Source organism: Pedobacter arcticus A12 (genome assembly GCF_000302595.1).
GTDB classification, from domain to species: domain Bacteria; phylum Bacteroidota; class Bacteroidia; order Sphingobacteriales; family Sphingobacteriaceae; genus Pseudopedobacter; species Pseudopedobacter arcticus.
On the sequence record NZ_JH947127.1, the window covers coordinates 940039 to 964306 of the forward strand.

Sequence of the window (24268 nt, forward strand, 5' to 3'; positions counted from 1 at the left end):
CAACGACAAAAACAAGCGTTGAACCTGAGTTCAACCCTACATCTACCTATGAAAAACATGGCCTCGGGGAGAGCAATATAATATAACAAATGATGAATTTTTTATTTGTTTAAAAAACATCAAAAATTAATACCTTAGTTCAAACAATTAAAAAACAACATGGATAAATTTAAAGAATTGAAAACCTTAATTGAAGGTGCAGAAGCAGAGGCAACTGCTTTTTTTGACAAAGGAAACAAAGCAGCAGGTACACGTTTAAGAAATGCGATGCAACAAGCAAAAGTATTGGCGCAGGACATCCGCAACGAAGTTACTGCTAAGAAAAACGGATAATTTAAAAAGCAAGGATTAGGGAACCCCGACTGGCTCACAAATCAGTCGGGGTTTGTTTTTTAAATGCTTTTCTAAAACAGCATTCCTTCGTCTCCAAAGGAATAGTAACCTTCTGGCGTAATAATCAGATGATCCAAAACATCAATATCCAACAACTTCCCTCCTTCTTTAATTTTCTTGGTTAAACTTATATCTGCTTGACTAGGTTTCAAGTTTCCGGATGGATGATTATGCGCTAATATAATTGCACTTGCACAAGCTTTTAATGCCGTTCCGAAAATCAATTTAGGGTCTGCGATGGTTCCTGAAACTCCTCCAGAAGAAACTTCAAACAATCCTATCACTCTGTTTGCTCTATTCAATAGTAAGACTTTAAATTGTTCATACAATTCAATCGTATCTGTATTCCAGGTTTCTGAAAAAACTTTAAACACCTCTCTGGAGGAATTTAATTTAGGTCTTTCAGAATTTTTGATTTTTGAACTGTAACTGATACTGATCTCTGCTACTTGAAATGCTGATTGATTGATGCTAGCTTCCATAATAATTAAATTCTAAATGTTATTGAATGAATTATGGTGCATCGACAGCTCGCATAGCAGACAAAAGGAGGGTGGAGATTTCAAAAACGCGGAGGCTCCGCCCTTAGGTGGATACCCATTTTTTAAATACGACCCTTGCGAAGCGAACCTGTGTCGGCTATGCGAGCTAAATTTGTAGCGTAATTGATGAATAATTCTCGAAATACTTTGGTTCGTACTGCCTAAACAATCTTTAACTATCTGATTTTCATAGGGTACTGGGATGCAAGAAAAAACCTGTATCCCGACGGCTCTCGAATCCTGGCCACCTTTGTTTCAACAAATCGCTAAAACATTTAAAGTTTGAAACTTATGGAAAACATCTCTTGGACAACATTCGGAATTGGTACTACAGCTTATTTTTTTTGTTAAAAAGCCAAAAAACTTGGACTGCGCCCTTTGCTACAACGGAAGTGCTTTTAATCTTTCATCTGTACCGCAAAGGCCAAGGGCGAATTTATCGGTAATGAAAGCTCCTACTTAAAACTGGAGTGTGTATATTCAAGAAAATAGTCGGACTTAGATTTAGGTTTTAAAAACTCGCTTAGCTTTCTGCTAAATTACTTCATCTTTTATAGGTAAAAAGCCTTTATCGCCGAGTTGCTTGATGATTGCCCGCAACAGGTAATTGTTATCAAAACGGAGTACGTATTTACGGGAGCCCTTGTTCTCTGGACTTAACATCTTTTTCTCTATCAGTTTCTTAATCTGTCGGGAGATTTCTGTATTGGCTTTATCCACAAAAAACTCTTTTACATCGGCAGCTTGTATTACCTGTTTTTCTACTACCTTTTTTAAAATCTGTGATTCGGTGCTGTTGATGTATTTTTGTGCTAAAGCATAAGTAATTGCGGGATTTAATATTTCTTTACGGAGATACTGATAATCTAAAAGCTTATCGATTTTTTCAATTTCTTCTTTTAAACCTTTTAAAACATACTCTACCCAAATCAGCATTCCTTCTTCTGTTCCGGTATCTGCGTGGGCTAAATTATCGTAATAATCTTTTCTGCTGCTACAAAAAACTGCGGTTGGGTTTATAATGCGACCAACATTTACGTTAAAGCCTGCTTTTACCAGCATGGCATAAGTAAAAACGCGCACCGTTCTGCCGTTGCCATTACCAAATGGGTGTATCCAAACAAAACGATGATGCGCCAGCGCTGCTTTTAGTAAATCGTATTTTGAGCCATGATCGTAATTAATGAAATCAAAGAGTTCTCGCATATAGTTATCTACCATTATCCAATCTGGTGGAAGATGGGACGACTTAGCAATGATTAAATTGTTTTTACGGTAATTACCCGGAGTTTTATCGCCTTCTTCTTTTTCCGATAAACCATCTACTACCATTTGGTGCAGTTCGCTGATGAATTTGCTATTGATTACCGTATCCTGAATATGCTCTTCTATAAAAAGCATAGCGTTTTCTATATTTTGGATTTCTTGAATGCCCGAATTGGTTTTAGTTTGGGTATCTACTTTGGTTTCGATATACTCTGCAATGGTGGTATTATTGCCTTCTATACGGGCAGATTCTATACTTTCTAATAAATGGAAAATGTGTTTTAGTTGAAAAAACACCTGCGGATGTGTAGAACCCTGTAAGGTTTTTTTACGAAGATAATCCAGTTCGATAATTAAGTCTGTGAGTTTAGAATCAAACGATGGCTGTACAAGTTTTAAGTCTTGATGTTTAAAGATAGGAGCTGACATAAGTGTAAAGTTTTATTTACAGATTTCTCCAAAAATGCGACAAACAATTAACAAATGCAAATTCAACAATTAACAATTTTTAATTGTTATCAATTGATAATTAGATATATAACATCTGAAATATAATACGAACAATTAACAAATCCACATAATAACAATTAACAATACTTAACAACCCTTAATAATACTTAACTATAATAAAACTTAAAGATTGCAATGTAAAAAAACTTTTAGGTCAGTAGTTAAACAAGGGTTCAACCTCTGTCGCTTGCAGATTCCTCCTCGTCCGCCAGCGGATCGATGACGTTAGGCAAATACCTGTTGCAACAAGGACTGGAACGTTTCTTCTGATGCTTGCATTTGAGCTTTTACTTTTTCTTTCTGTTCTTCTGTCCTGTACGATAATGATTCCTTCTGCTACTGACTCAAGCGCTGATTTTGTGTTTCTGGAAACTTCAATCCATTTGTAGGATTCTTTTTCAGAAATAGGTAAGGAGTTATATTTCTTCTCAAACTTTGAACTCAGTTTCAACGGACGATTCCAGACTTTTACATCTGAATAACCGTAAGGAACACAGCTAAGGGCATCAACGACAAGACTCGGATGAAGGGAAAATCCAAGCCCTTTCTCGCTCGAGGCATTGGTGGTGCCGATATGACTATCCTTTTTATTCTCTTTTGATGGCTAGAAAGATCGATTTCTGTAGTGTCATGAAGGCATACAACGTATTTACCCCTACACGCAGACTGGCAATTAATCAATATGTTCTCAATAATAGCTTCTTCACTTACCCGATCATTCTGGAGAAACCGATAGAAACCTTTCGCTGAAGAATCGCTGTCGGTCAATTGGCGGATAGAGTGTACGCTTGTGCTGAATAAATCACTTAATATCTTATTCCCTCTAGATAATAATCGAATATCTTCCAGATTAGTAAATTCTCTCTTTTGCATCTACAACCAAATCTAAAAATATTAATTGTGTCCACACGATAGCTCCAGAGGGGGACAATTTGCTATCGTATTTTTCGGTCGGTTAGAGATAGCTTTGTTTTCTATTTTGCAAGGTGCATTAACGATTGAAGCGGATACCGGCCCGTGGCTAATGCCTTGTGGCATATGAGCGTGTTAAATGCCCAAATCACTTTAAATAAACTGTTGCATTACGTTATTTACTCGGTTGATGATGGGTATCATTTCGTTCATTTTTTGGCACTCGTAATGTGGGTTTTCTAACAGAAAAATAAACGCTTCGTAATATGAACCTAGAAAAAAAGGATTACTACATCTGGCAACTCGTCAACAATTTCTTGTTTATTAATTTTACTCCCGTTTTTTCCTAATAAAAGAAGATTATGGCGCATTTAGCAACGCAAAATCACAAATTGACAACGTAGTAAAGTATTTTGCTAAACAGCAAGAACATCATCAAAAAGAAAATTCAGGAAAGAATATGTAAAAACGTTGGAGGCTTTTGATGTGAATTATGATGAACGCTATATTTTCAATGATTTCGCCGATGGGTAATAGGCAAGAATGAATGATGAATGCGTAAGCTCTACGGGGCAAACAACAACGCATTCAATTTCAAAAGACGTAAAACCGCCAAAATGGCTACGATGTTGATGGCTTCATTCCAGTAGGAATATTTTTACTAAAAAAGGCAAAATTGATTCTGGAACACCTCTACAGGATATTTGAAATAACTAGCATTTATACAAAAAAAATTAGATTTAGAGTTGATTGAAGGAAAGGAAAATTTGACCCCAGACAAAAATTACATGGAGTTGCTCCAGACAACGAATCATTCAACTTGATTCTGGTAAAGAGATAAACATTACGAACCTTTTTCAACAAAACTGCAATAGAAAAACACATTTCTTAACTATTTTTTTTTAGCCATCCCTTAACTTAGTATAAAAAATTATTCCTAAAAAGGCATGAAAAAACATACATCATTTTTACTAGCTACCCTATTTGTCAGCATCGGAGCATACGCCCAAAAACCAGTTATTAAAAACACACTAAATTGGGGAAAAGAGATCAGCAAGCACAATCTCGTTTGGGAAGATTTGCCCTTGCAATGGAACGAGGGCGCATTTACTGGCAACGGACAATTGGGAATGATGGTGTACATCTCCCAAAAAGATAGCGCCGTGGTTTTTAGTATTGGCCGCAGCGACGTAACCGATCACCGTAAAGACCCCAACAGTAAAACTTCATTAAATACGCCTGACGCTAACGTAATATACGATTATTGCCGACTGCCCGTTGGCAAACTCTTGCTAAAACTTGGTGCCAAAATAATTTCCGGAACGATTACGCAAGATATTTGGAATGCCGAAATACGTGGCCAGCTACTTACAGAAGCCGGTGTCATTAGCTTCAGAGCGCTCACGCCACGAGATGCCGATGTGCAGTTAATTGAGGTAACGCAAGATTCCAAATTCACTGGAAAATACCAATGGAAGTTTGCTCCAGGCAGGGCGTGGTCGCCAAGGGCTTTAACCCGTTTAGACGATAAACAAAGTAAAACCTACGTGGGTAACGATGCGCCTGAACGTAGCCGCAAAAATGGCTATAACGTCTGCAAGCAAACCCTAACCGCTGGTGGCGATTATGCCACGGTATATAAAGAGGTAAAAACTACGCCAACTAGCGGATTAATGTACATTTCTACCGCTAACGAAGTACCTCAAGCAGGTGCATCGGTACCGTTGGCCATTAAAATCATTGCGCAAACAGAAAAGCGCACCTTACCAGTTGTGCTTAAAGCGCATCAAAATTGGTGGCACACCTTTTACCCAAAATCTTACATTGCGTTGCCAAACGCACAAATAGAAGATTTCTATTGGATACAATTATATAAAATGGCTACCGCCTCTAGACCTGGCGGACCAGCAGTTGATTTATTTGGTCCATACTATAAAACCTCGCAATGGCCGGGTATGTGGTGGAACCTCAATATCCAGCTCACCTACTACCCCGTTTACACCAGCAATCATTTAGAGTTGGGCGAAAATATGATGGACATTGTCGACGAAAATTTCAAAACCCTAATCAAAAAATACGGCGGAGTACGTTTAGGCGATTTGTGTTGGACAATGCACAATTATTGGCGACAATTGGCCTATGCCAACGACCAAAAAGGCTTGCAACAACGCTGGTTACCCAAAGCCATTGCCGTTTACGAAGAGTATAAAACGATGATGACGGCCGAAAACAACAAAATTGGCCTTAAGCCAATGCGCTCGCCAGAGTATAATGGCTCAACCAATTTCCCTAACAACAACTACAACTTTGCAAATTTGAGATGGTTGTTAAACACGCTTATTAATGTTTGTGAACCTGCAAACATCAAGTCATCGGGAGTTGTCGAATGGAAAAAAATATTGAGCCAGTTGATGGATTACCCAACCGACCAAAATGGATTGATGATAAGTACCAACCAAAGTGTAGCCGCATCGCACCGCCATTATTCGCACTTGGTGGGGCTTTATCCACTTTTTGTAATGCAACCCGATAATCCGAAAGACAGTTTGCTTATCGATAAATCGGTAAACCATTGGCTCAGCATTGAAAACGGGAAAGCTTTGGCTGGTTATTCGTTTACTGGCGCATCGTCATTAAATGCTGCCTTGGGTCGTGGCGATGATGCTCTTAAACAGCTTTTAAATTTATTAAACGGTGCACCAGCTATAGGCCAATTTTACGCTAATACATTTTACACCGAGAGTGGTGGAAAAAACGAAGTTATTGAAACGCCCTTAAGCGGAGCCGCATCAGTAAACGAAATACTTTTGCAAAGCTGGGGGGGTAAAATCCGTGTTTTTCCAGCGCTTCCTACCAGTTGGAAAAATGCTTCGTTCCATAATTTATTGGCCGAAGGTGCCTACGAAGTGAGTTCAGTTATCCAAAATGGACAAGTACAATGGATTGCGGTAAAAAGCACCAGTGGTAATCCATTTATACTGAAAAACAGCCAGTTGGCCAATTGTAAAGTAATTGAAGCCACTGGAAAATACACCAGCAAAACCACTTCGCCAACCGAAACCGCTATCACCTTAGGCGCTGGCGAAACCATTTTCTTTAAACGCGACAAATATACCGAAACAGCTATTGTTCCGTCTAACAACCCAATGTATGAGCATCAATTTTATGGTGTAAAAAAAGGTCAGCAGTTAAAGAAAAATCAAGATTTTCAGGTATTCGATTTTTACGAAGCCAAATAATTTTTCTTGGAAAAGCAGGGATTGCCAAGCTAATAATCGACAAACTTTTCTGCAGTATCTCTAGAACTCATATTTTGTTGATCTAATAACCATAAATATGAAAAAAGGGCTTACTGTTAAAAATAGCCCTTTACTTTAAAAAAGATAAGTCGGTTAGTAGTGAAAAAGATTACAGCTTTTCTGCGCAACCAGCTGTTCCTTTAAGAAAATGAAAGCAATTATTTTTTATTTCTTTTCCTGCTTTCTGACCCGGTAAACTCTCGCCACCTGTTTTTCTGCTCCCGTGTAATAATTGTTATCAGCTTAGCATCCATTTCTCTTTTATAGGCCTTTATTTGCTCAGCTTTCTGCTCATCATTTAAAGTCTCGTCTTTTTTGATCGCTTTGTTACCGTTTGCATTTTCTTTCAGAAAGGCTAAAAACTTAACTTTTGTTTCTGCGTCAAGCTTCATTACATTGTTAATTACCGAGTCTATGCGCTCGTTTACGTTTTTTGTTTGCGCAAATGAAGCTGTAGCGGTTAACGCAAGCACAACAAGGGTTAATTTTAACTTTTTCAACATGATGTTTTTTATTTTGGTGTTCAAATTGCCAAAAGATTTTCAATTGACATTACGAATGTCTTTCAATATCCTTAAAACTTCTTTCAATTATGGTTAAAAGGATTTTAATTTTGTTGAAATCCAACTTAATTTAATGAGATAGCGTAATGCATAGCCTTGAAAGAGGACTCAGATCGGCACTTGGCTCTTTGCATTTTCCTAACAGGTATCTCAATCGCTGATCATTTTGATATAAAGAAGATTACGTTTTACATATCCAGAAAATAATGAAAAGCAAAATTGGGCACCTCATTCTTGTGAGATACCCAATTAAGCCAGTCTTATCGTCTTAAAATATTCGTCATTATTATTTGAGGTAATCGTGAGCACTATCCAAATTAAAGCGCATTGCATTATTTGGCTTTGGTGTTTTATCAACCTCGCTAAAATAATGTTCACTATCCAAACTTTGGTATCTTCCCCAGTTTCTCGCGGATTATTGTTTTTTTAGATAAGTAATTTATTTTATCCCGTAATTCCTTTTTGATTTTAGAATAGGTAGGAAGCTTAGTCAAATTATGCAGTTTATCAGGGTCCTTGGTCATATCGATAAGTTCTTATGAAGAACGTTTGTTTATTCCCACCCGCTCTTTTTAACCTCTTCACTACAATTAAACAGTTTTGAACAAACAAGCGCAGTTCATAAAAGTTAACCGTTTGGATAATTTGCTAAATAAAACTTCTAGATATGATGAAAATTAGAACAATTCTATTACAACAAATACAGCAATATCAATGATCTGAAAATCGCATAAATGAGTCTTCTCAATAAGATAAAAGCAGGGAGAATTAAACTCGATCTAAAAGAGATAAGTTCGATAAAATATCGAACTTATCTCTTAAATAATTAATCTTAATTGGCTGAATTAAGAGTGCACATCACACCTATCATCCAAGTCTACTAGTCTACCATCCAGGATTTTGACGCGTTATTCTAGTATTCGCATCTCTTTCATTTACTGGATAAGGCATTAGCCAATATTTTGTCGGTATAGTTGCCTGACTAAATGCTGTACCTGCGTTGTAAGGATAACTTGCTCTTCTCGCTTTTAATGCATCTTGGGTTTCTTGTATTTTATCTGAAAATAAATTCCATCTGATGAGATCCGCCTTGCGCAAACCTTCAAAACAAAGTTCCCAAGCTCTTTCATTTTGTACGCGGGTTTTAAAGTTGCTATAAATTAAGTCATTTGGCAAATCAGCGTCTGTAATTGTCTTTTTTGGTAATAGCGTAGCTTTTGCGGTAGCGCCTGTGCCATCACCAATGATGGTTACTTCAGGTACAGAGGTATAGCCAATGCCAGCATTTAATAACCTTACGCCAGTTACCACACCACCTGTGACAATTGGTACTGCCTGAGCATCAAAACCTGTTCCGCTTACTGTCATACCTGTGTTAGTTTTTCCGGAATTTCCTGTTTTATTATCGCCATATCCACTTCCTCCAGATGTAATGGCAATACTAATCCCGCTGCCGGAAATATCTGTACCAAATGCCCTTCTTCTAACCTGATTAATCGCATCATAAGCTAATTGGTTTGGGCCGTTATTTAATTCATTCTCAATCTCTGCCCTCATTAGCAACACATCTGAATAGCGCATAATCACATAATTGATAAAGGTTTTATCTTTCTCTAAAATGCTGCCATTTTGATACTCTCTACTCCATTTTTGAGGTGTCCAACCATGCTCGTCCGACGAGCCTACTAAAAGTGGAATTCTCAATCCGTTAGCCCCAAGTTTATAGGTTGCTACAGAAAAATCCTTCCTTAAATCACCATCTGCAAAAGAATTATAAAACGTGAAGGTTACAAAATGTCGAGAAAGTGAATTAGCGAACACACCAAGTGTAGTATTTGGGGTATTGAAACTTCCAAAATATGAGACATGTCGACCTCCAGCAGCAGTAGGTGAGTAGAATGATGCCTCGAACAAATTCTCTTTTGGTTCTAATATTTGCCCCGCCTGATTTTTGAATACCTTACTGTAACTGTTGTTCAATTGGTAAAGATTAGAGCCAATAACATCGTTTATATGAGTTTGAGCCAATCTATAGTACTTAAGGTAATCATCTGGTTTTTGAACGGTTCCATCAGCTCTTAATGAATACCCACCTGCGGCTAATGCAACACGAGCTAACATTGCTTTTGCACCAAATTTGTTAATTCTTTCGTTTGTAGGTAAGGAAGCGGGTAAAACAGCGATAGCTTCCTCCATATCCTTAATAATTTGCTCATAAATAACGTAGCGATCAACAAGCGGCGAAGATAAATCATCTCCTGAAAGCGAATTTTTGGTCTTAAATGGAACGTCTCCCCATAATTTTACCAACTCTGAATAATAGAACCCACGTAAAAATTTTGCTTCCCCTAACAATCTGTTTAACTCTGCTTTTTCAGTTTCAGTTCCTGATATAAATTGTTCCATTTGTGGAATAGCAGCAATCACAAGATTTGCCCTATCAATACCTTCGTATAGGAATGTCCAGGTACTGTACAAATAAGGATGTGCAGAGTTGTGTCGATATTCTGCAATATCCCTCCAATCGTCAATTGAGTTGCCAGGAGCCATGAATGCCACATCATTGTTTAAATCATATACCAATGGAATATAATGCCCATAAGTTGCTGTAGTGTTCATGGTTTCATAAATGCCCATGGTAGCAGAGAAGGCTTCAGGTACAGTCTTAAAAAAATTAGCTGTGGTAAATCTGGAATAAGGTTTTACCTCTACCAACTTTTTACAAGAAACCGAAATCATTGCCAATAACAGCAGTGAGATGGCTATTTTCAAATAATTATTTTTTAATCTCATTTCTATAATTTTTTAAAGTGATAAGTTTAACCCTGCTACAAATGATTTACCTCTTGGATAGGAACTAAAGTCTACACCTTTGGTTAAACCTTTTGAACTACTCACCTCTGGGTCGTAACCAGAGTATTTAGTAAATACGAATAAATTGTAAGCCGTAAAGTATATCCTAGCTTTTGAAATTTTCACTCTACTAAGCCACTGTTTTGGCAAACTATAACCTAAACTTACATTGTTCAAACGTAAGAAAGATCCATCTTCAATAACTAAATCATTTACTTTGTTGATAGTTCCTAAATTAACCGGAATTTTGTTTTTACCTTGATTTAACGCTGCCAATGCAACCGGACTCGATACTAAATTCCCTTGTGCATCAATCTCGGTCCAACGATCCTTTTGAAATCTTAAACTACTTGTATAAGGGTTAGCACGACTCCAGTTGTTTGCGATATTGGCATTGTAAATATCGTTTCCGTAGACAAAATCTAAAAATACCGAAAGATCAATGCCTTTATAAGTAAGAGTATTGTTGATACCACCTGTAAATTTAGGGTTGGCATTACCGATAATGGTGCGGTCCAATTCATTAATTAATCCGTCAGGCACTCCATTTGGGCCACTAATATCTATATATTTTCCAAATCCTGGTCTTACAGCACTTCCGTTGCTAACCACACCAGGCTTAAGTGTGTAGAGACTAGTAGTTGGATTATAATCAAAATCACTAACCTGATACAAACCATCAGTTAAGTAACCGTACATCATGCCAACTGGTTTCCCAACTTGTAAAATATAATCAGTGATAGCGGAACTCCAACTGCTAATATTTAAAGAGGTCTGATCGCCGTTCAATTTTAACACTTTAGTTCTATTAAACGCAATGTTAAAGTTGGTATTCCAAGTAAAATCCTGTTTCTGAACATTTACCGAATTCATTGTAAACTCTAGACCTTTACTGGAGGTTTCTCCAATGTTTTGAATTTGATTCGCAAAACCAGAGCTGGCTGGTATTCTTGTGTTATACAACAAATCCTTAGAACGATTATCATAAATTTCAGCGGTCAGCGTAAATCTTTGATTAAACAGTCCTAAATCGACACCAATATTACTTTGCACTACAGTCTCCCACTTTAAGAAAGGGTTAGCTAAGTTAGCTTGATAAACAGCGCTGACCAGTTGATCGTTAAGTGGGTAAGAACCGCTCACGAACGTTCCTAGCGCTGCGTAATTTGCTATCCTATCATTTCCAGAACTACCATAGCTAACACGCAAGCGAAGATCAGAAATGGATCTTAAATTTTTCATAAAAGACTCTTGGTTGATTTTCCAAGCAAATGCACCTGCTGGGAAATATCCAAAAACGTTTTCCGGACCGAATTTAGAAGATCCATCCCGTCTTAATGAACCACTAAAAAGATAACGCCCTTTGTAGCTATAGTTTGCTCTCGTAAAAAGAGAAAATAGCTTGTCGTCGTACGCGTCAGATGACGGGAACCCAGCTATAGTACCTGCGCTTAAATCAAAATAGCCATTGTTAATAGTCGGAAAATTTGATGCACTTGCAGAAAAACTTTCGTTGTAATTATAAATATACTCTTGACCTAAAGACATGTCAAATTTGTGCTTCTTAATGACTTTGGCATAAGTGAGTACATTATTATAAGAAAAGCGGTTTCCATTTGATTCGCTGGTACTACCAAAAGGACCTCCACGCCTAATTGATTGCAAATTCTTTGAACTGGAAAAGAATTGGCTTTTATTTGTGTTGACCCTATAACCTACCAAACCATTATAAGTCAAATTTTTGACAATATTATATCTTACCGATACGTTTACGTTAAGATCATTGCGGGTTTTTGTACTATTGCGAGATTGTAACCCTAATACAGGACTCTGAAAGGCAGGGTTGCTCTGGTTGTCGAATTCATCTATTTCATCATCGAAAAGATCTAAATCTTCACTGCCCTTTTTATTAATTGGTCTGTACTGCAACAATGTTTGCAGGTAACTTAAGCGAGGTGCACCTTCATCATATCCCGCATTGGTACCTCCCGTTCCTAAAATATTTTGCTTCGAGTAATTAACAATTCCGGTAATAATTGCTTTCTTACTTACATTATTAGTCACCGTCAATTTAGCGATATCTTTAGTTGCTCCACTATTTGTTAATAATCCGCCATTATCGTTTCTGGAGTAAAAAAGATTATAACGCATTTCATTAGTACCTCCACTCACCCCAATCTTATGATACTGGCTAATTACTCCTCCACCTAGTACTTCTTCTTGCCAATTTACGCCTGGTTTATTTTCATACAAAGATTTCAATTCACTAAATTGGCCAAATGCGTTTGTAAACCTTGCTAAATCAGTAGCACTTCCAGAGCTGTTTTCATAAGCATAAAGCGTATATTCATAGGGGCTTAAAACAGGTAAATATCGCGAGATAATCCTTGCTCCAACATATCCATTATAATTCACACTTGTTTTCCCTGCTTTAATACTCTTTGTGGTTACCAAAATCACTCCATTAGCTCCACGAGCACCGTAAACTGCTGTAGCAGAAGCGTCTTTCAAAACATCTATTGTTTCTATATCTGAAGGGTCCAAAAAATCTAGCCCATCTGTTTGTGGCACCCCATCAACCACATACAATGGTTCATTACTTTGTGTAATTGACGTCCCTCCTCTTATTGTAATAGTAGGCTCAGCTTCAGGATCACCACTAGGCATACTAACTTGCATGCCTGCAATGCGGCCTTGTAAAGCTTGGGCAACGTTAGGCACTGGCACCTTTTCCAATTCCTGACCACTTATGGAAGATATAGCACCAGTTAAGTCACCACGTTTGGTTTCTGCTCCATAACCAGTTACAACTACTTCATTTAACTTTCTTAAATCTTCCAAAAGCTTAACATTTATAGTGGTTCTGTTATTAACACTTAATTCAGTAGTTTTTGACCCTAGAGATGTAAAAACCAAAGTAGCATTAGGCTTAACCTTAATTTGGTAAGCTCCTGTAGCGTCAGTTAACACAATGTTTTTCGAACCCTTTTCTCCTACAATTGCGCCAGGTAACGTCTGTTCCGTATGGTCTGTAACCACACCTTTTACCGTAACTAAATTTTGGGCATTAGCCGCGAAGTAAGGCAAGGTAAAAAGTAACAGTATCAATTTTTTCATGTATGTTTTTTTAATATTCTTCATCCCTTAAATTTTAAACCCTGTCTTTAAATAATAATTGATTTGCAATTTGGCACTAACATCCAAGAAATACTCGTCAAACGATGCTGAAGCCATAGCTCTGGCTTCAAATAGATCATTACCTGTCAATGGAAGTGTTTTTCCATCTGTAAAATGAGCAAAGCCCGCTGTTTCCATACCTGATTGCACTGATTTATCCTCTCTATTCTTTACCGTACTATCCACATCATATACAGTTACACCACTCAAATACGTATCATTTGTCACTATATCATTACCTGATGAAAGTAACGCCAACACGCCAGAATCTGATCTTCTTACCCCTACCCATGGCCTTAAGTTTTTAAGGTCTGTTGCTTGTGTATTGCGTAGCAATTCTCTAACCTGTGCCGAGTGCCTTGCCTGTGCAGTATGTAGTTTCAATGCTGCAGATAATGCCTGCTTATTCTCAAATAAAACACTAAGCTGCCCTTTGTAAATCCTTACGGTTAAATCTTCTAGCACCACTGCTGCCGTCAAAAAATTCTGATAGTTCGTATTCACTGTTGTAAAAGTTACACTTGTAACAGTACGTCCATAATCAAACGCTGAATTATCTAAAATTGCTCTAGGTATTCCCCCCGCAGCAGTAATAGTTAAGTTTAAAAAATCAACATGTGCTTTCTCTTGGTCTCTTAACTTAGTAAACAACGGTTTATCTGCAGCAGGAATAAGGTTAGGATAATTTACCAGAGCATTATTGTAGAAATTGTACTGAAGATATTCCAATACAATTAACATATTTAATGAATCAGCAACCGTATTAGTTGTGGATGTTTGCGCTTGAGCAGATCCAAAAAGATTGCCTATAACAGCTGGAATACTTGCCAAGGAAACCTTTTTACCAAAACCCATCAGACCTTTCAAAGTCTCTCTTCTATCTTTTATAGACTGATCAGAAACTTCCAACTTTACTAATTCCTCTATAATATTTAAAATCTTCATAATTGAGCTTCTTAACTATTTAATATTTCTAATTTTGTTTTAATGTATTTAGAAACTTGTTGCAATACAACCTTAGGTGCCAACGATACATCTGTAGCATGGGTTGCATCAGCTCCCAACTCAACGAGTTGGTCTAAGTCAATTCCACTTCGGTCAGAAACCTGATTACGAAGCCAACAAGCATGCCTCGCCTCAACAGTAGCTATTTGAGACAATATTAACACATTGGACAACTCTTTTACTCTTTCTAAAGCACCATTATAAGCAGCTACACCTAAATCTTCAAATGTTTGGGCAGCTAATAAAACAGCATTCTTAGATGAAAAATCAATGCTTGAAAAATCAAATTCTAGCTTCCCTATTGCTGACTGAATTCCAATTACATTTAAATAATATTCGGCATGTGTTTGCTCATGTAATTTCAATTCATTAAAATACACCTTTTGCAAATCGGTAAAATCATTAGATAAAATTTCGGTTAGCTTTATATAGAAGGCGGCCTCCAGTTGCTCTAACGCATATATGTAATTCAGTAAACCTATGTCATAGTTTGCCGCAAAATTAATTACGTTACCAGGGTTAGTTTCATGAACTGTATTTTGAATTAATCCATTCTTTTTGCAGCCTAAAGCCACCACAGATAAGGTGCCAACTGCGCCTATCTTTAAAAAGTTTCGTCTATGAATCTTACTGATAGTTCTTTCTTTCTCTAAACTGAGGTTTGGTTTACTTGGTCTCATATCATAAAATTTAATTGGTTTCATAATTATTTAATTGGTTTCATAATTATAAGGAAGTGAACAGAAGGAATACTTCCTATTACAACTGGTTATCACATATTCTTTTTAACAGATTGTGAAGACGAATTTAACGGTATATCTCTTCCGTCCCTTTCAATTCTGTTTAAATTCCTTTCAAATTTGATGAAAAATCAAAAAACATTAAACTTACTCTATGATGAATAAAATATCTTGTAAGTAAATTTTAATTTAAAATCACTCGTTTTTCTCAAAATTTTTTTTCAAGCTCGGCTCTCCTAAATTTTCAATGTGTTAATCAATTCCTAAATTATTAAAGACAATACCTAAAGTCTGATTAAACATTTAGCTATAATTTCACAGTGCAAATAAAGAAATTACTAAATACTCTTGATGAACCTGAATAAGAAAATCGACCTGAACGCTGCTACGCTATTGCTGCTACTCTTTAACAAAAACACAACGCTTGTCCAAAAGAAAATGCAGATAGCTGGATAGCAAACGCAACAGCTGTCATTGATCTACAGCTGAGGGATGTATCGTTGGAAATTAATGGGGAAATAAAAATATTGAAGATGGATCTTCAATTGATAGTGAAAGTCTTATCGTAATAAGGAACTAATAAGGTATCTGTTCACAATGCAAAAAAATTGGCTAATAATGTCAATTAAAAACACAAAAAATAAATTTAAACTAATCACATATGAACAAAATAATTGCGCTTTGTTACTTTCTCCTGATAACGATTACGATATCTGCTCAGGAAAAGCCGATTACGGCCGAGAGTTTCGACATCATCAACCTAGATTATAACGGCTTAGAAAGTGTTAAAAAACTCGTTAACGCGAAAAAATATGAACAGGCAGGCAAGGCTTTACTTAACTATTACCGCACCCGAACCAACGTAAAGATCGGCAAATTTAAAATGGGCGATGTGAAACCCTTTAATGGCAAGAAATTGAGCAATGATGAGCAGGAAAAAGCAGATAATGCGCTACTGCACAAGTTTAAACCACATAAGGGTTACGGCTTTTTCGATTACGGAGAGGATATTAACTGGCAAAACTGGCCGGTGAAAGACAATGAAGTGCGGTGGCAGCTACATCGCCTAGGTTGGTTTACATCTATGGGTAATGCCTACAGAGCATCGGGCGAGGAAAAATATGCAAAAGAATGGGTGAACCAGTACCGCGATTGGGTGAAAAAAAATCCAAAAGGCCTATCAGCAGATAATGACAAATATGTTTGGCGTCCACTTGAGGTATCGGAGCGTATTAGTATGCTAAGTGGCGTATTCAATTTGATGGGTCCATCTGAAGCGTTTACACCATCCTTTTTATTAGAGTTTTTGCACAGTTACGGCGAACAGACAGATTATTTGATTAAAAATTATGCTAAAATTGGCAATCATAGATTGTTTGAGGCTCAACGGGCCTTAGCTGCTGGATGTTTCTTTCCTGAAATAAAAAGTTCTGAAAGCTGGCGAAAAAGCGGTGCAGAGATTTTAGTTGTAGAAATAAAAAAACAGGTTTATCCTGACGGGATGCAGTTTGAACTATCTCCAAATTACCACAATACAATGATTAACATCTTTTTGGAAGGATTGAGGTCTGCTAAAAATGCGGGATTAGAGAGCGAATTTCCACCAAGCTATAAGGAAACCGTAGAAAAAATGGCGATGGCCACGGTAAACTTTTCGTTCCCCGATTATAATTATCCGATGTTTGGCGATGCCTGGCCTGCAGACAAAACTTCTATGTTGAAACAGTACAAAAAGTGGGCTACAGCTTTTCCTCATAACGAAGTGTTACAATATTTCGCTACCGATGGCACACAGGGGAAAGCACCGAATTACTTATCAAAAGGCTTAACTACAGCAGGTTTTTATACCTTAAGAAATGGATGGGATATAAAATCTACGATGATGGTGATGAAAGCGAGTCCTCCGGGAAAGTTTCACGCACAACCAGACAACGGTACGTTTGAGCTTTGGGTAAACGGTCGCAATTTCACACCTGATGCTGGAGTGTTTGTGTATAGTGGCGATGAGGAAGTAAACAAAATGCGTGAGGAGTTTCGCCAAACTAAATTCCATAGTACATTAACTTTGAACGACCAGAATATGGTAATCACCAAGGCGAAACAAGATAAATGGATTACCGACAAAAACATGGACATTTTAACCTATACCAACCCAAGTTATGCAGATTTGGACCACCAACGCAGCGTGTTGTTTATAGACCAAAAATACTTTTTAATTATTGATAATGCGATGGGCAAGGCTACCGGGAAACTGGATGTACGTTTCCATCTAAAAGAGGATGCCAAACCAGTTTATGAGGTGGCTAAAAACCTGATTTATACTACTTACGTTGATGGAAATAATTTATTGATACAGTCTCTGAATACAGATAAAGTTAATCTGTTGGAGGAGCAAAGCAAAGTATCTTACTTCTACCGTAAAGAACAGCCACGCCCTGCTTTGGCTTTTGAGAAACAGAAAAGCGATGATAAAACGCAAAGTTTTGTGAGCATTTTGTATCCTTACAACGGTGAGAAAGCTCCTCAGATTAGTGTTAAAGAAAATAAAGGGAATGATTACGCGAAAGGCACTATTAATCTTACGCTAACCATTGATGGTAAAGTCAAGAATGTGATAGCAAATTTGGCAAAGTAGTAGCTATTAAATTCCTTTTAAATAATATATCAGCCTGAACCTTTTAGAAACCACGAAACAATCGGGAAGCTAGTCCTTTCATTGATGGAATTAAAAAAACAATTGTGGAGCAATTGTTATAAGGAGCACATTGCAACAGCATGAGCTATATTTAAATTATTAAAATATAAACCATTAAATGTATGGAAAAAATAATTAAAACATTTTTACTTGCTTTCATATTGATTACAAGTTTATCTCTACTTAATAGTTGTGATAAGCGAATTACTAATCGCCCTTCACTCGTTTCCCCTAGCGATAGCGATACACTTCTAAATGTAACCTACGAAAATAACCATGTTACTTCTGGTATTACCAATTTAAATCCTACCAGCGCAACTGCCTTAGATGCCGCTTACATAGTTGGCTCGCCTGGTGGTGATTACGCCATTGCCCACAAAGTAACTCTAGGCATACCTAGTTATTATTCAAACGAAGCATACAGGAGTGAAAGTGACGCAGATATGGTTGCTAACGCTCGTTTTATGCCTGGTGATGAAAGGCGTTACGAATTCAGCGTATTGCTCAAAGACTGGCAAGAATTTAACTCTACCAAACAACCCTATGGCGACAATATCTTTCAACTAAAAGTTACTGGTGGTGCTGTACCTCCTGTACGTATTTTAACTAAAAGGAATGCAATTATTACCCGAAACACAAGCTACCAAGACATTTTGCTAGATGATTTTACACCTTATATTAACAAATGGATACATTTCAGGATAGATGTAGAATGGGCAACTAAGAATAATGGATATCTAAAGATTTATATTAAGCCAGAAGGGGCCTCTACATTTAATCTGGTGTTAAACAAGACCAATTACGCCACTTATACAGGCACACCCGCCGCACTCCCTGGCCAACACGGATATATTAAGTGGGGGGTTTATCGAGAAGTGGGACACGATAACAATGGAAATGTGATTACCAGCGATAATGTTTTAACAAGGATTGCTTACCATGACAATATTAGAATAATTCGTTTAAACTAAGTTCAATTTTAACTAAAGGCTCATCTATTTCTTATGAAAACATTTACTATATATGTTTTTACGGTTCTTGTTTACACCATTTTATACGCGTACAGCAATGCCACTTTTGCCCAACTTTCTGGACAAGTATTAATGAATGTTGATTATGAAAATGGAACTGTGACTTCTGGTGTGCATGGTGTAGAAGGTACTGGAATAGATAATCCACCAGCCGATGCTGTTTACATGGTACAACCTGGTGCAACTGGCAACTATGCTATTGCCCATAAAATTATTGGAGGTGATAACGACTATTTTTCAAACGATAGCTACCGTAGCGAATCTTCCGCATTGCAGAATTTTCAAGCTAGATTTTACCCAGGAGATGTCCATCGTTACGAGTTTAGTATTTTGCTAAAAGACTGGGTATCATACACTGCGAATGCCAATGAAACAAATCTTTTCCAGCTAAAAATGTCTGGTGGTATTACAGTGCCTTATATGTTTAGAATTGTTAGAGATAGAATAAGGATTCGGTATGGTGGAGTTGATGGAGTAGAAAACTCGATTTTTGACTACGTTAATATTATACCATATGTAAATCAATGGATGCACTTTAGAGTTGATGTGGTTTGGTCTACCACAAACACTGGTTCTTTTAAAACTTACGCAAAACTTCCAGGGATGAACGATTATCAGCTAGTAGATGCTGTTGAAAATTACAGAACTTTTACGGGCAAACCAAATTCAAGTGTTGGATATATGAAATGGGGAGTATACACTGCACCGCCTGGAATAACCCGCATTGCTTATCACGATGATATTCGTATAATCAATCTTCGCAACCCCTACATCACTACGGGTTTAATTTGGGGAAATGGCATTAGTGATGCCAACCCGGCTTATTTGAACGGTCCATATACAAAAGCGTCGAATATCTATAACCGTGATTTTTTCAGCACAACAAATGGTCAAAAAGATGTTTACCTACATCCTTACTTGAATTTTACGCCATCCCAAAATATAGGTTATGATTTAACTGGTTCGTCAAATACGACCAACAGTGTTCTAGGAACGCCTTACAGTGATTTTTCTAGAGGTAAATTACGTGGAGCTGGCTCCAGCGAGAGTACACAGGGTCCAGATGGCAGGTATTTGCTTACAGGATGGACAGCAGGTACGGCAGCAAACCCATCATCTTTAAATTCAAACGAGTATTTTGAATTTAAGCTGGAGCCTACCTCTGGTAATAAAATCAATTTTACCAATATGTTGTTCAACGTTAACAGAGATGGCACCACCCATCCAAATACTTTTGCTTTAAGGTCGAGCGTAGATGAATTTACAAGTGACATTGGCGCTATGCAACTGATTACTGCTTCTGGCACAACCCCAACACAAATATCATTCGATGCATCTGTCCTTTCTAACATCACAGTGCCTATCACCTTTAGATTATATGCCTTTGGTGCTACGGCAGGTGGTTCGCAAAATGTAGGTATACACGATTTTGTCTTTAACGGCCAAGTGCTTCCAGGTGCATTACCCATTTTATACAACAGCTTAACAGCAAAACTTACTGGTAATATGTTGCATGTTCACTGGCAAACTGCCGATGAAACTAACAACAATTATTTCGATATTGAGGTGTCTAAAGACGGCAAGACATTTACATCAGTAAAAACCGTCAAATCAAAAAACGGAGATAGTAGAGCTTTACAAAGCTATGAAACCACTATACCCCTTACAGATTTGATTAGCCTATTTACTATTCCATTTTTATTGGGCTTTACCTATGTAAATCGTTCTGGAAAAATGCAATTGGCTATTTACTTATCAACTATTCTAATTTTAGCCTGTGTAGGCATATCATGCAAAAAAGATGAACTGTACACTAAAAAGAGCGAACCTATGTATGTAAGGCTAAAACAGGTTGATAAAGATGGTCAGTTCACCTATTCTGAATCTGTTATGGTAATCATAAATAAATACACTTTAATTTCAAACGCTATTGGAGAAAAAATATCAGTATTAGGTCGTTACGTTTTAAAAGGCTTTATAAATACTACGAAGCATGCGTTATACGGTAACACAAGTCGCTTACATGCCTGGATTTAACTCTCCCTCCTACTTTTCAACTTCTTTTAAGCAATATTACAATTGCATGCCAACAGAATATATTTATAGAAAAGAGTTAGAATAAGTCTTTTAAATCAAAATCGAAACAATAAAAGACATAATTAAAATCCTTTAATCTGCTTTTCCTATACTTTCGGTTAATAATTATTTACTGCAGTTAGTTTGGCTGCTTTTTATCAACCGTAAACATACAAAATTGACACAATCATACGCTATAGGAATAGACGTTGGAGGTACTGCATTAAAATGTGGCTTAGTAGATGCAAACGGTAAAATAACTTACTCTTTTTTAATGCCTACTAATGATGTATTTACAGAGGGGGAAGTAATTGCACTGATCAATGCTGCCATTAGAAAATGTGTTAATCATGCCAAAGGAGAAATTATTGGGGTAGGCGTTGGTTTTCCGGGAATTGTAGAAAACGGAATCATATTAGGTGCCGCTGATAACCTACCGGGCTTTATAAATTTCAATCTCCGAAAAAGTATCAATTCTTCTACAGGATTAAATGTGGTAGTAGATAATGATGCAAATATGATGGCATGGGGTGAAACTAAATATGGGGCAGGCCTTGGTTGTAGTGATGTGGTATTTTTAACTGTGGGAACAGGGATAGGTGGTAGTTTGGTTATCAACAATCAACTATACGGAGGGTTTAAAAACAGAGGTACAGAAATAGGCCACATCATCATCAACCACGATGGTATAAAATGTAACTGTGGTAGTATTGGATGTTTAGAGGCTTATGCCTCCGTAACGAGTTTGGTTGAAAACTACGCCCAACTTACCCATCAAAATCCTCACGATTTAAACGGTGAAATAATCATCAAAAAATACCTCGCTAATCAACAAGAAGCAGTACAAGCAATGCAAGACCACTTCGATTATTTAGCGAGTGGCGTAACTAGCCTAATTAACATCTTTAGCCCTCAAAAAGTAATTATTGGTGGCGGAATTTCAGCCTCTGGAAGTTTTTATATCGAAGAAATCAAAAAAAGAGTCTATAAAAGAGTAATGAAAGATACGGTTAGCAATACAGAAATTGTAGCTGCCGCTTTAGAAAACAATGCCGGACTTTTAGGCTGTGCTGGACTTGTATTTCAAAAATTAACCCATTTAACCCAACTCCAAAAACATGAAACGTAATAATTTATTAGTGGGGATAATTCTACTTATCTGGTTTGTAATCTCTTTCGTTACAAATATATTAGGTCCATTGATGCCTATCATTATTGAAACCTACAGCCTCAGCTTAACTTTAGCTGCATTTCTACCTTTTTCGTTTTTTTTGGCGTACGGAGTAATGTCTATTCCCGCTGGTATAATTATAGAGAAACTGGGCGAAAAAAAGGCTATGCTTATCGCATTCAGCTTAAATCTGTTAGGTTCTATAGCATTTGCAATATATCCTGAGTATCTAGTAGCCTTAGCTTCACTATTTACAATTGGAATTGGGATGGCTATGCTACAAGTAATTATTAATCCTTTAATGCGTACAGCTGGTGGTGAAGAAAACTTCGCTTTCTTTTCTGTATTGGCACAATTAGTTTTCGGCTTAGCGTCTTTTTTAAGTCCTTTTGCTTTCTCCTATTTAATTGGCGCCTTTTCTGGAGGCAATGAAAATAATATCCTTTTTACTTTCTTCTCCAATATGGTTGTAAATGGACTAAATTGGACCATTTTGTACTGGATTTTTAGCTTTATTTTTTTATTGATCATCGGCATTCTATTACTGATAAAAATTCCAACTGTTCATCTTAAAGACGACGAAAAAACTGGAACTAAAGAAGTTTATCTCAATTTATTGAAAGACAAACAAATTATCCTATTCTTTTTCGGAATTGTAGCATACGTTGGTACAGAACAAGCTTTGGCTAATTGGATGTCAGAATTTTTAAAGACTTATCACGCTGTAAATCCGGCAGTAGAAGGTGCTAAAACTGTTGCGTGGTTTTGGGGACTAATGTCTTTGGGTTGCTTTTTAGGGCTAGGTTTACTGAAAATATGGGATTCTAAAATCATCCTTAAAACTGCAGTGTTACTCACTGTGATAACAATATCATTTGCGCTTTTCGGAGGAAAAGAAACTTCACTATATGCATTCCCAATAAGTGGTTTTTGTATATCAGTCATGTTTTCTATCGTTTTCTCATTAGCATTAAACTCATACGAAGAACACCATGGTTCATTTTCTGGAATATTGTGTTCTGGAATATTCGGTGGTGCTTTAGTACCCTTTATCATTGGATTTTTCGGTGATTTTATAGGGCTTCGCTATGCCTTAATGTTTCTTTATATCACTCTTGGCTACATTTGGTATTTAGCCGGATATGCAAAACCTTTGGTAGCAAACAAGACAATAGCTTTAAAGGAAATCTATAATTCAAACAAATAAAAATGCTAAGATTAAACCTTTTAGAGGAAACACGTTCTGAAAAATCAGTAGTAAACGTATATTCCAACCAAGAAACCGCAAGTAAAAGTGTCGCTAAGCGCATAGCTACTCTTATCCAAAAAAAACAAAGCATAGGTAAAAAAACAGTCTTAGGACTAGCTACCGGAGCAACTCCAATTTACGTGTACCTCGAACTTATACGACTACACAAAGAGGAGGGATTAAGTTTTAAAGACGTGGTGACATTTAATCTTGATGAATATTACCCGATGCAGCCGGATGCGAAACAGAGTTATGTTTCTTTTATGAACACGAATCTGTTTGATCATATTGACATCGATCGCGAAAATATTCACATCCCTAATGGTACGCTAAATGAAAATGAAGTAGCCGAATTTTGCTTAGCATACGAACGCAAAATAACTTCTTACGGAGGTTTAGACCTCCAAATATTGGGAATAGGAAGAACTGGTCATATTGGATTTAATGAACCAGGATCTGCACCTAACTCCAGCACACGTTTAGTCATGCTTTCAGACATTACCCGCCGAGATGCATTACGTGATTTTGGAGATAAAAAGGATGTTCCTACGAAGGCAATAACGATGGGAGTTGGTACTATTTTTAAGGCTAAACAAATTATCTTGATGGCTTGGAACAAGAAAAAAGCCAGTATCATTAAAAAAGCAGTAGAGGGAGAATTATCTTCAGAAGTTCCAGCAACATTTTTACAATTATCCGAAAATGTTGAATTTGTATTAGATGAAGATGCCGCATCTGAATTAACTCATTTGATGGTATTAAAAAAGAGCAAATAATTTCCTCGTC

The 24268-nt window shown here is 37.0% G+C and carries 17 protein-coding genes and 1 pseudogene; 9 read left to right on the forward strand and 9 right to left on the reverse strand.

What is annotated here, in order from left to right; translation table 11 throughout:
* Positions 1–159 precede the first annotated feature (159 nt).
* Entirely contained in the window at positions 160–333 is a 174-nt protein-coding gene (locus B176_RS0115820) for a hypothetical protein (RefSeq protein WP_017259806.1), read from the forward strand.
* 71 nt (positions 334–404) lie between these two features.
* Here the strand turns inward: B176_RS0115820 and B176_RS0115825 are convergent, their stop codons facing one another.
* The 4 genes from B176_RS0115825 to B176_RS21610 form a co-directional block, all read right to left on the reverse strand.
* Entirely contained in the window at positions 405–875 is a 471-nt protein-coding gene (locus B176_RS0115825) for a JAB domain-containing protein (RefSeq protein WP_017259807.1), read from the reverse strand.
* 594 nt (positions 876–1469) lie between these two features.
* Positions 1470–2630 (reverse strand): Fic family protein, encoded by a 1161-nt coding sequence (locus tag B176_RS0115830; protein WP_017259808.1) that lies wholly within the window; start codon positions 2628–2630, stop codon positions 1470–1472.
* 235 nt (positions 2631–2865) lie between these two features.
* Positions 2866–3162 carry a hypothetical protein gene (locus B176_RS21050; protein WP_154648004.1) on the reverse strand — a complete coding sequence of 99 codons (297 nt, stop codon included), beginning with the start codon at positions 3160–3162 and terminating at the stop codon, positions 2866–2868.
* Between the two features lie 17 nt (positions 3163–3179).
* Positions 3180–3584: a transposase DNA-binding-containing protein gene (locus B176_RS21610; protein WP_017259809.1), complete on the reverse strand. Its 405-nt coding sequence runs from the start codon at positions 3582–3584 to the stop codon at positions 3180–3182.
* 986 nt (positions 3585–4570) lie between these two features.
* On the opposite strand from B176_RS21610, the gene B176_RS20415 reads away from it, so the two are divergent.
* Complete coding sequence (locus tag B176_RS20415; RefSeq protein WP_017259811.1) at positions 4571–6862, forward strand: glycosyl hydrolase family 95 catalytic domain-containing protein; 2292 nt, start codon at positions 4571–4573, stop codon at positions 6860–6862.
* 218 nt (positions 6863–7080) lie between these two features.
* Here B176_RS20415 and B176_RS0115850 read toward each other — a convergent pair whose 3' ends face one another.
* The 5 genes from B176_RS0115850 to B176_RS0115870 form a co-directional block, all read right to left on the reverse strand.
* Entirely contained in the window at positions 7081–7425 is a 345-nt protein-coding gene (locus B176_RS0115850; protein ID WP_017259812.1) for a hypothetical protein, read from the reverse strand.
* A gap of 945 nt (positions 7426–8370) precedes the next feature.
* A complete protein-coding gene (locus B176_RS0115855; RefSeq protein ID WP_017259813.1) occupies positions 8371–10278 on the reverse strand; it encodes a RagB/SusD family nutrient uptake outer membrane protein in 1908 nt (635 codons plus the stop codon).
* Between the two features lie 12 nt (positions 10279–10290).
* A complete protein-coding gene (locus B176_RS0115860) occupies positions 10291–13455 on the reverse strand; it encodes a SusC/RagA family TonB-linked outer membrane protein (protein ID WP_040540692.1) in 3165 nt (1054 codons plus the stop codon).
* A gap of 27 nt (positions 13456–13482) precedes the next feature.
* Complete coding sequence (locus tag B176_RS19760; protein WP_017259815.1) at positions 13483–14460, reverse strand: ferritin-like domain-containing protein; 978 nt, start codon at positions 14458–14460, stop codon at positions 13483–13485.
* 11 nt (positions 14461–14471) lie between these two features.
* Positions 14472–15224 (reverse strand): ferritin-like domain-containing protein, encoded by a 753-nt coding sequence (locus B176_RS0115870; RefSeq protein WP_017259816.1) that lies wholly within the window; start codon positions 15222–15224, stop codon positions 14472–14474.
* 697 nt (positions 15225–15921) lie between these two features.
* Here B176_RS0115870 and hepC point away from each other — a divergent pair.
* The 7 genes and pseudogenes from hepC to nagB all read left to right on the forward strand — a co-directional run.
* Entirely contained in the window at positions 15922–17895 is a 1974-nt protein-coding gene (hepC, locus tag B176_RS0115875) for a heparin-sulfate lyase HepC (protein WP_017259817.1), read from the forward strand.
* Positions 17896–18077: 182 nt separating this feature from the next.
* Positions 18078–18926 (forward strand): heparin lyase I family protein, encoded by an 849-nt coding sequence (locus tag B176_RS19765; RefSeq protein ID WP_017259818.1) that lies wholly within the window; start codon positions 18078–18080, stop codon positions 18924–18926.
* A 33-nt stretch (positions 18927–18959) separates the two neighbouring features.
* Complete coding sequence (locus B176_RS20420) at positions 18960–21023, forward strand: heparin lyase I family protein (protein WP_017259819.1); 2064 nt, start codon at positions 18960–18962, stop codon at positions 21021–21023.
* The gene (locus B176_RS21615) at positions 21010–21108 is read left to right on the forward strand and encodes an AraC family transcriptional regulator (protein WP_161603035.1); all 99 of its coding nucleotides are present in this window, start codon (positions 21010–21012) and stop codon (positions 21106–21108) included. The genes B176_RS20420 and B176_RS21615 overlap by 14 nt, the downstream gene beginning before the upstream one ends.
* A gap of 132 nt (positions 21109–21240) precedes the next feature.
* Positions 21241–22191, forward strand: a complete 951-nt coding sequence (locus tag B176_RS19775; RefSeq protein ID WP_017259820.1) for an ROK family protein — start codon at positions 21241–21243, stop codon at positions 22189–22191.
* Positions 22181–23440 (forward strand): MFS transporter, encoded by a 1260-nt coding sequence (locus B176_RS0115895; protein ID WP_026063389.1) that lies wholly within the window; start codon positions 22181–22183, stop codon positions 23438–23440. Before B176_RS19775 ends, B176_RS0115895 begins: the two co-directional genes overlap by 11 nt.
* A gap of 2 nt (positions 23441–23442) precedes the next feature.
* Positions 23443–24228 (forward strand): annotated as a pseudogene (gene nagB, locus B176_RS0115900) (glucosamine-6-phosphate deaminase); the annotation flags it as partial.
* Between the last annotated feature and the right edge of the window lie 40 nt (positions 24229–24268).

What these genes read in the sequence shown, in the direction of transcription:
- B176_RS20415 (WP_017259811.1), top strand. Translation starts at nt 4,571, where the DNA reads ATGAAAAAACATACATCATTTTTACTAGCTACCCTATTTGTCAGCATC.
- B176_RS0115830 (WP_017259808.1), bottom strand. Translation starts at nt 2,630, where the DNA reads ATGTCAGCTCCTATCTTTAAACATCAAGACTTAAAACTTGTACAGCCA.
- B176_RS20420 (WP_017259819.1), top strand. Translation starts at nt 18,960, where the DNA reads ATGAAAACATTTACTATATATGTTTTTACGGTTCTTGTTTACACCATT.
- B176_RS19760 (WP_017259815.1), bottom strand. Translation starts at nt 14,460, where the DNA reads ATGAAGATTTTAAATATTATAGAGGAATTAGTAAAGTTGGAAGTTTCT.
- B176_RS0115860 (WP_040540692.1), bottom strand. Translation starts at nt 13,455, where the DNA reads ATGAAAAAATTGATACTGTTACTTTTTACCTTGCCTTACTTCGCGGCT.
- B176_RS0115870 (WP_017259816.1), bottom strand. Translation starts at nt 15,224, where the DNA reads ATGAAACCAATTAAATTTTATGATATGAGACCAAGTAAACCAAACCTC.
- B176_RS21615 (WP_161603035.1), top strand. Translation starts at nt 21,010, where the DNA reads ATGCCTGGATTTAACTCTCCCTCCTACTTTTCAACTTCTTTTAAGCAA.
- B176_RS19765 (WP_017259818.1), top strand. Translation starts at nt 18,078, where the DNA reads ATGGAAAAAATAATTAAAACATTTTTACTTGCTTTCATATTGATTACA.
- B176_RS0115820 (WP_017259806.1), top strand. Translation starts at nt 160, where the DNA reads ATGGATAAATTTAAAGAATTGAAAACCTTAATTGAAGGTGCAGAAGCA.
- hepC (WP_017259817.1), top strand. Translation starts at nt 15,922, where the DNA reads ATGAACAAAATAATTGCGCTTTGTTACTTTCTCCTGATAACGATTACG.
- B176_RS0115850 (WP_017259812.1), bottom strand. Translation starts at nt 7,425, where the DNA reads ATGTTGAAAAAGTTAAAATTAACCCTTGTTGTGCTTGCGTTAACCGCT.
- B176_RS0115855 (WP_017259813.1), bottom strand. Translation starts at nt 10,278, where the DNA reads ATGAGATTAAAAAATAATTATTTGAAAATAGCCATCTCACTGCTGTTA.
- B176_RS0115825 (WP_017259807.1), bottom strand. Translation starts at nt 875, where the DNA reads ATGGAAGCTAGCATCAATCAATCAGCATTTCAAGTAGCAGAGATCAGT.
- B176_RS0115895 (WP_026063389.1), top strand. Translation starts at nt 22,181, where the DNA reads ATGAAACGTAATAATTTATTAGTGGGGATAATTCTACTTATCTGGTTT.
- B176_RS21610 (WP_017259809.1), bottom strand. Translation starts at nt 3,584, where the DNA reads ATGCAAAAGAGAGAATTTACTAATCTGGAAGATATTCGATTATTATCT.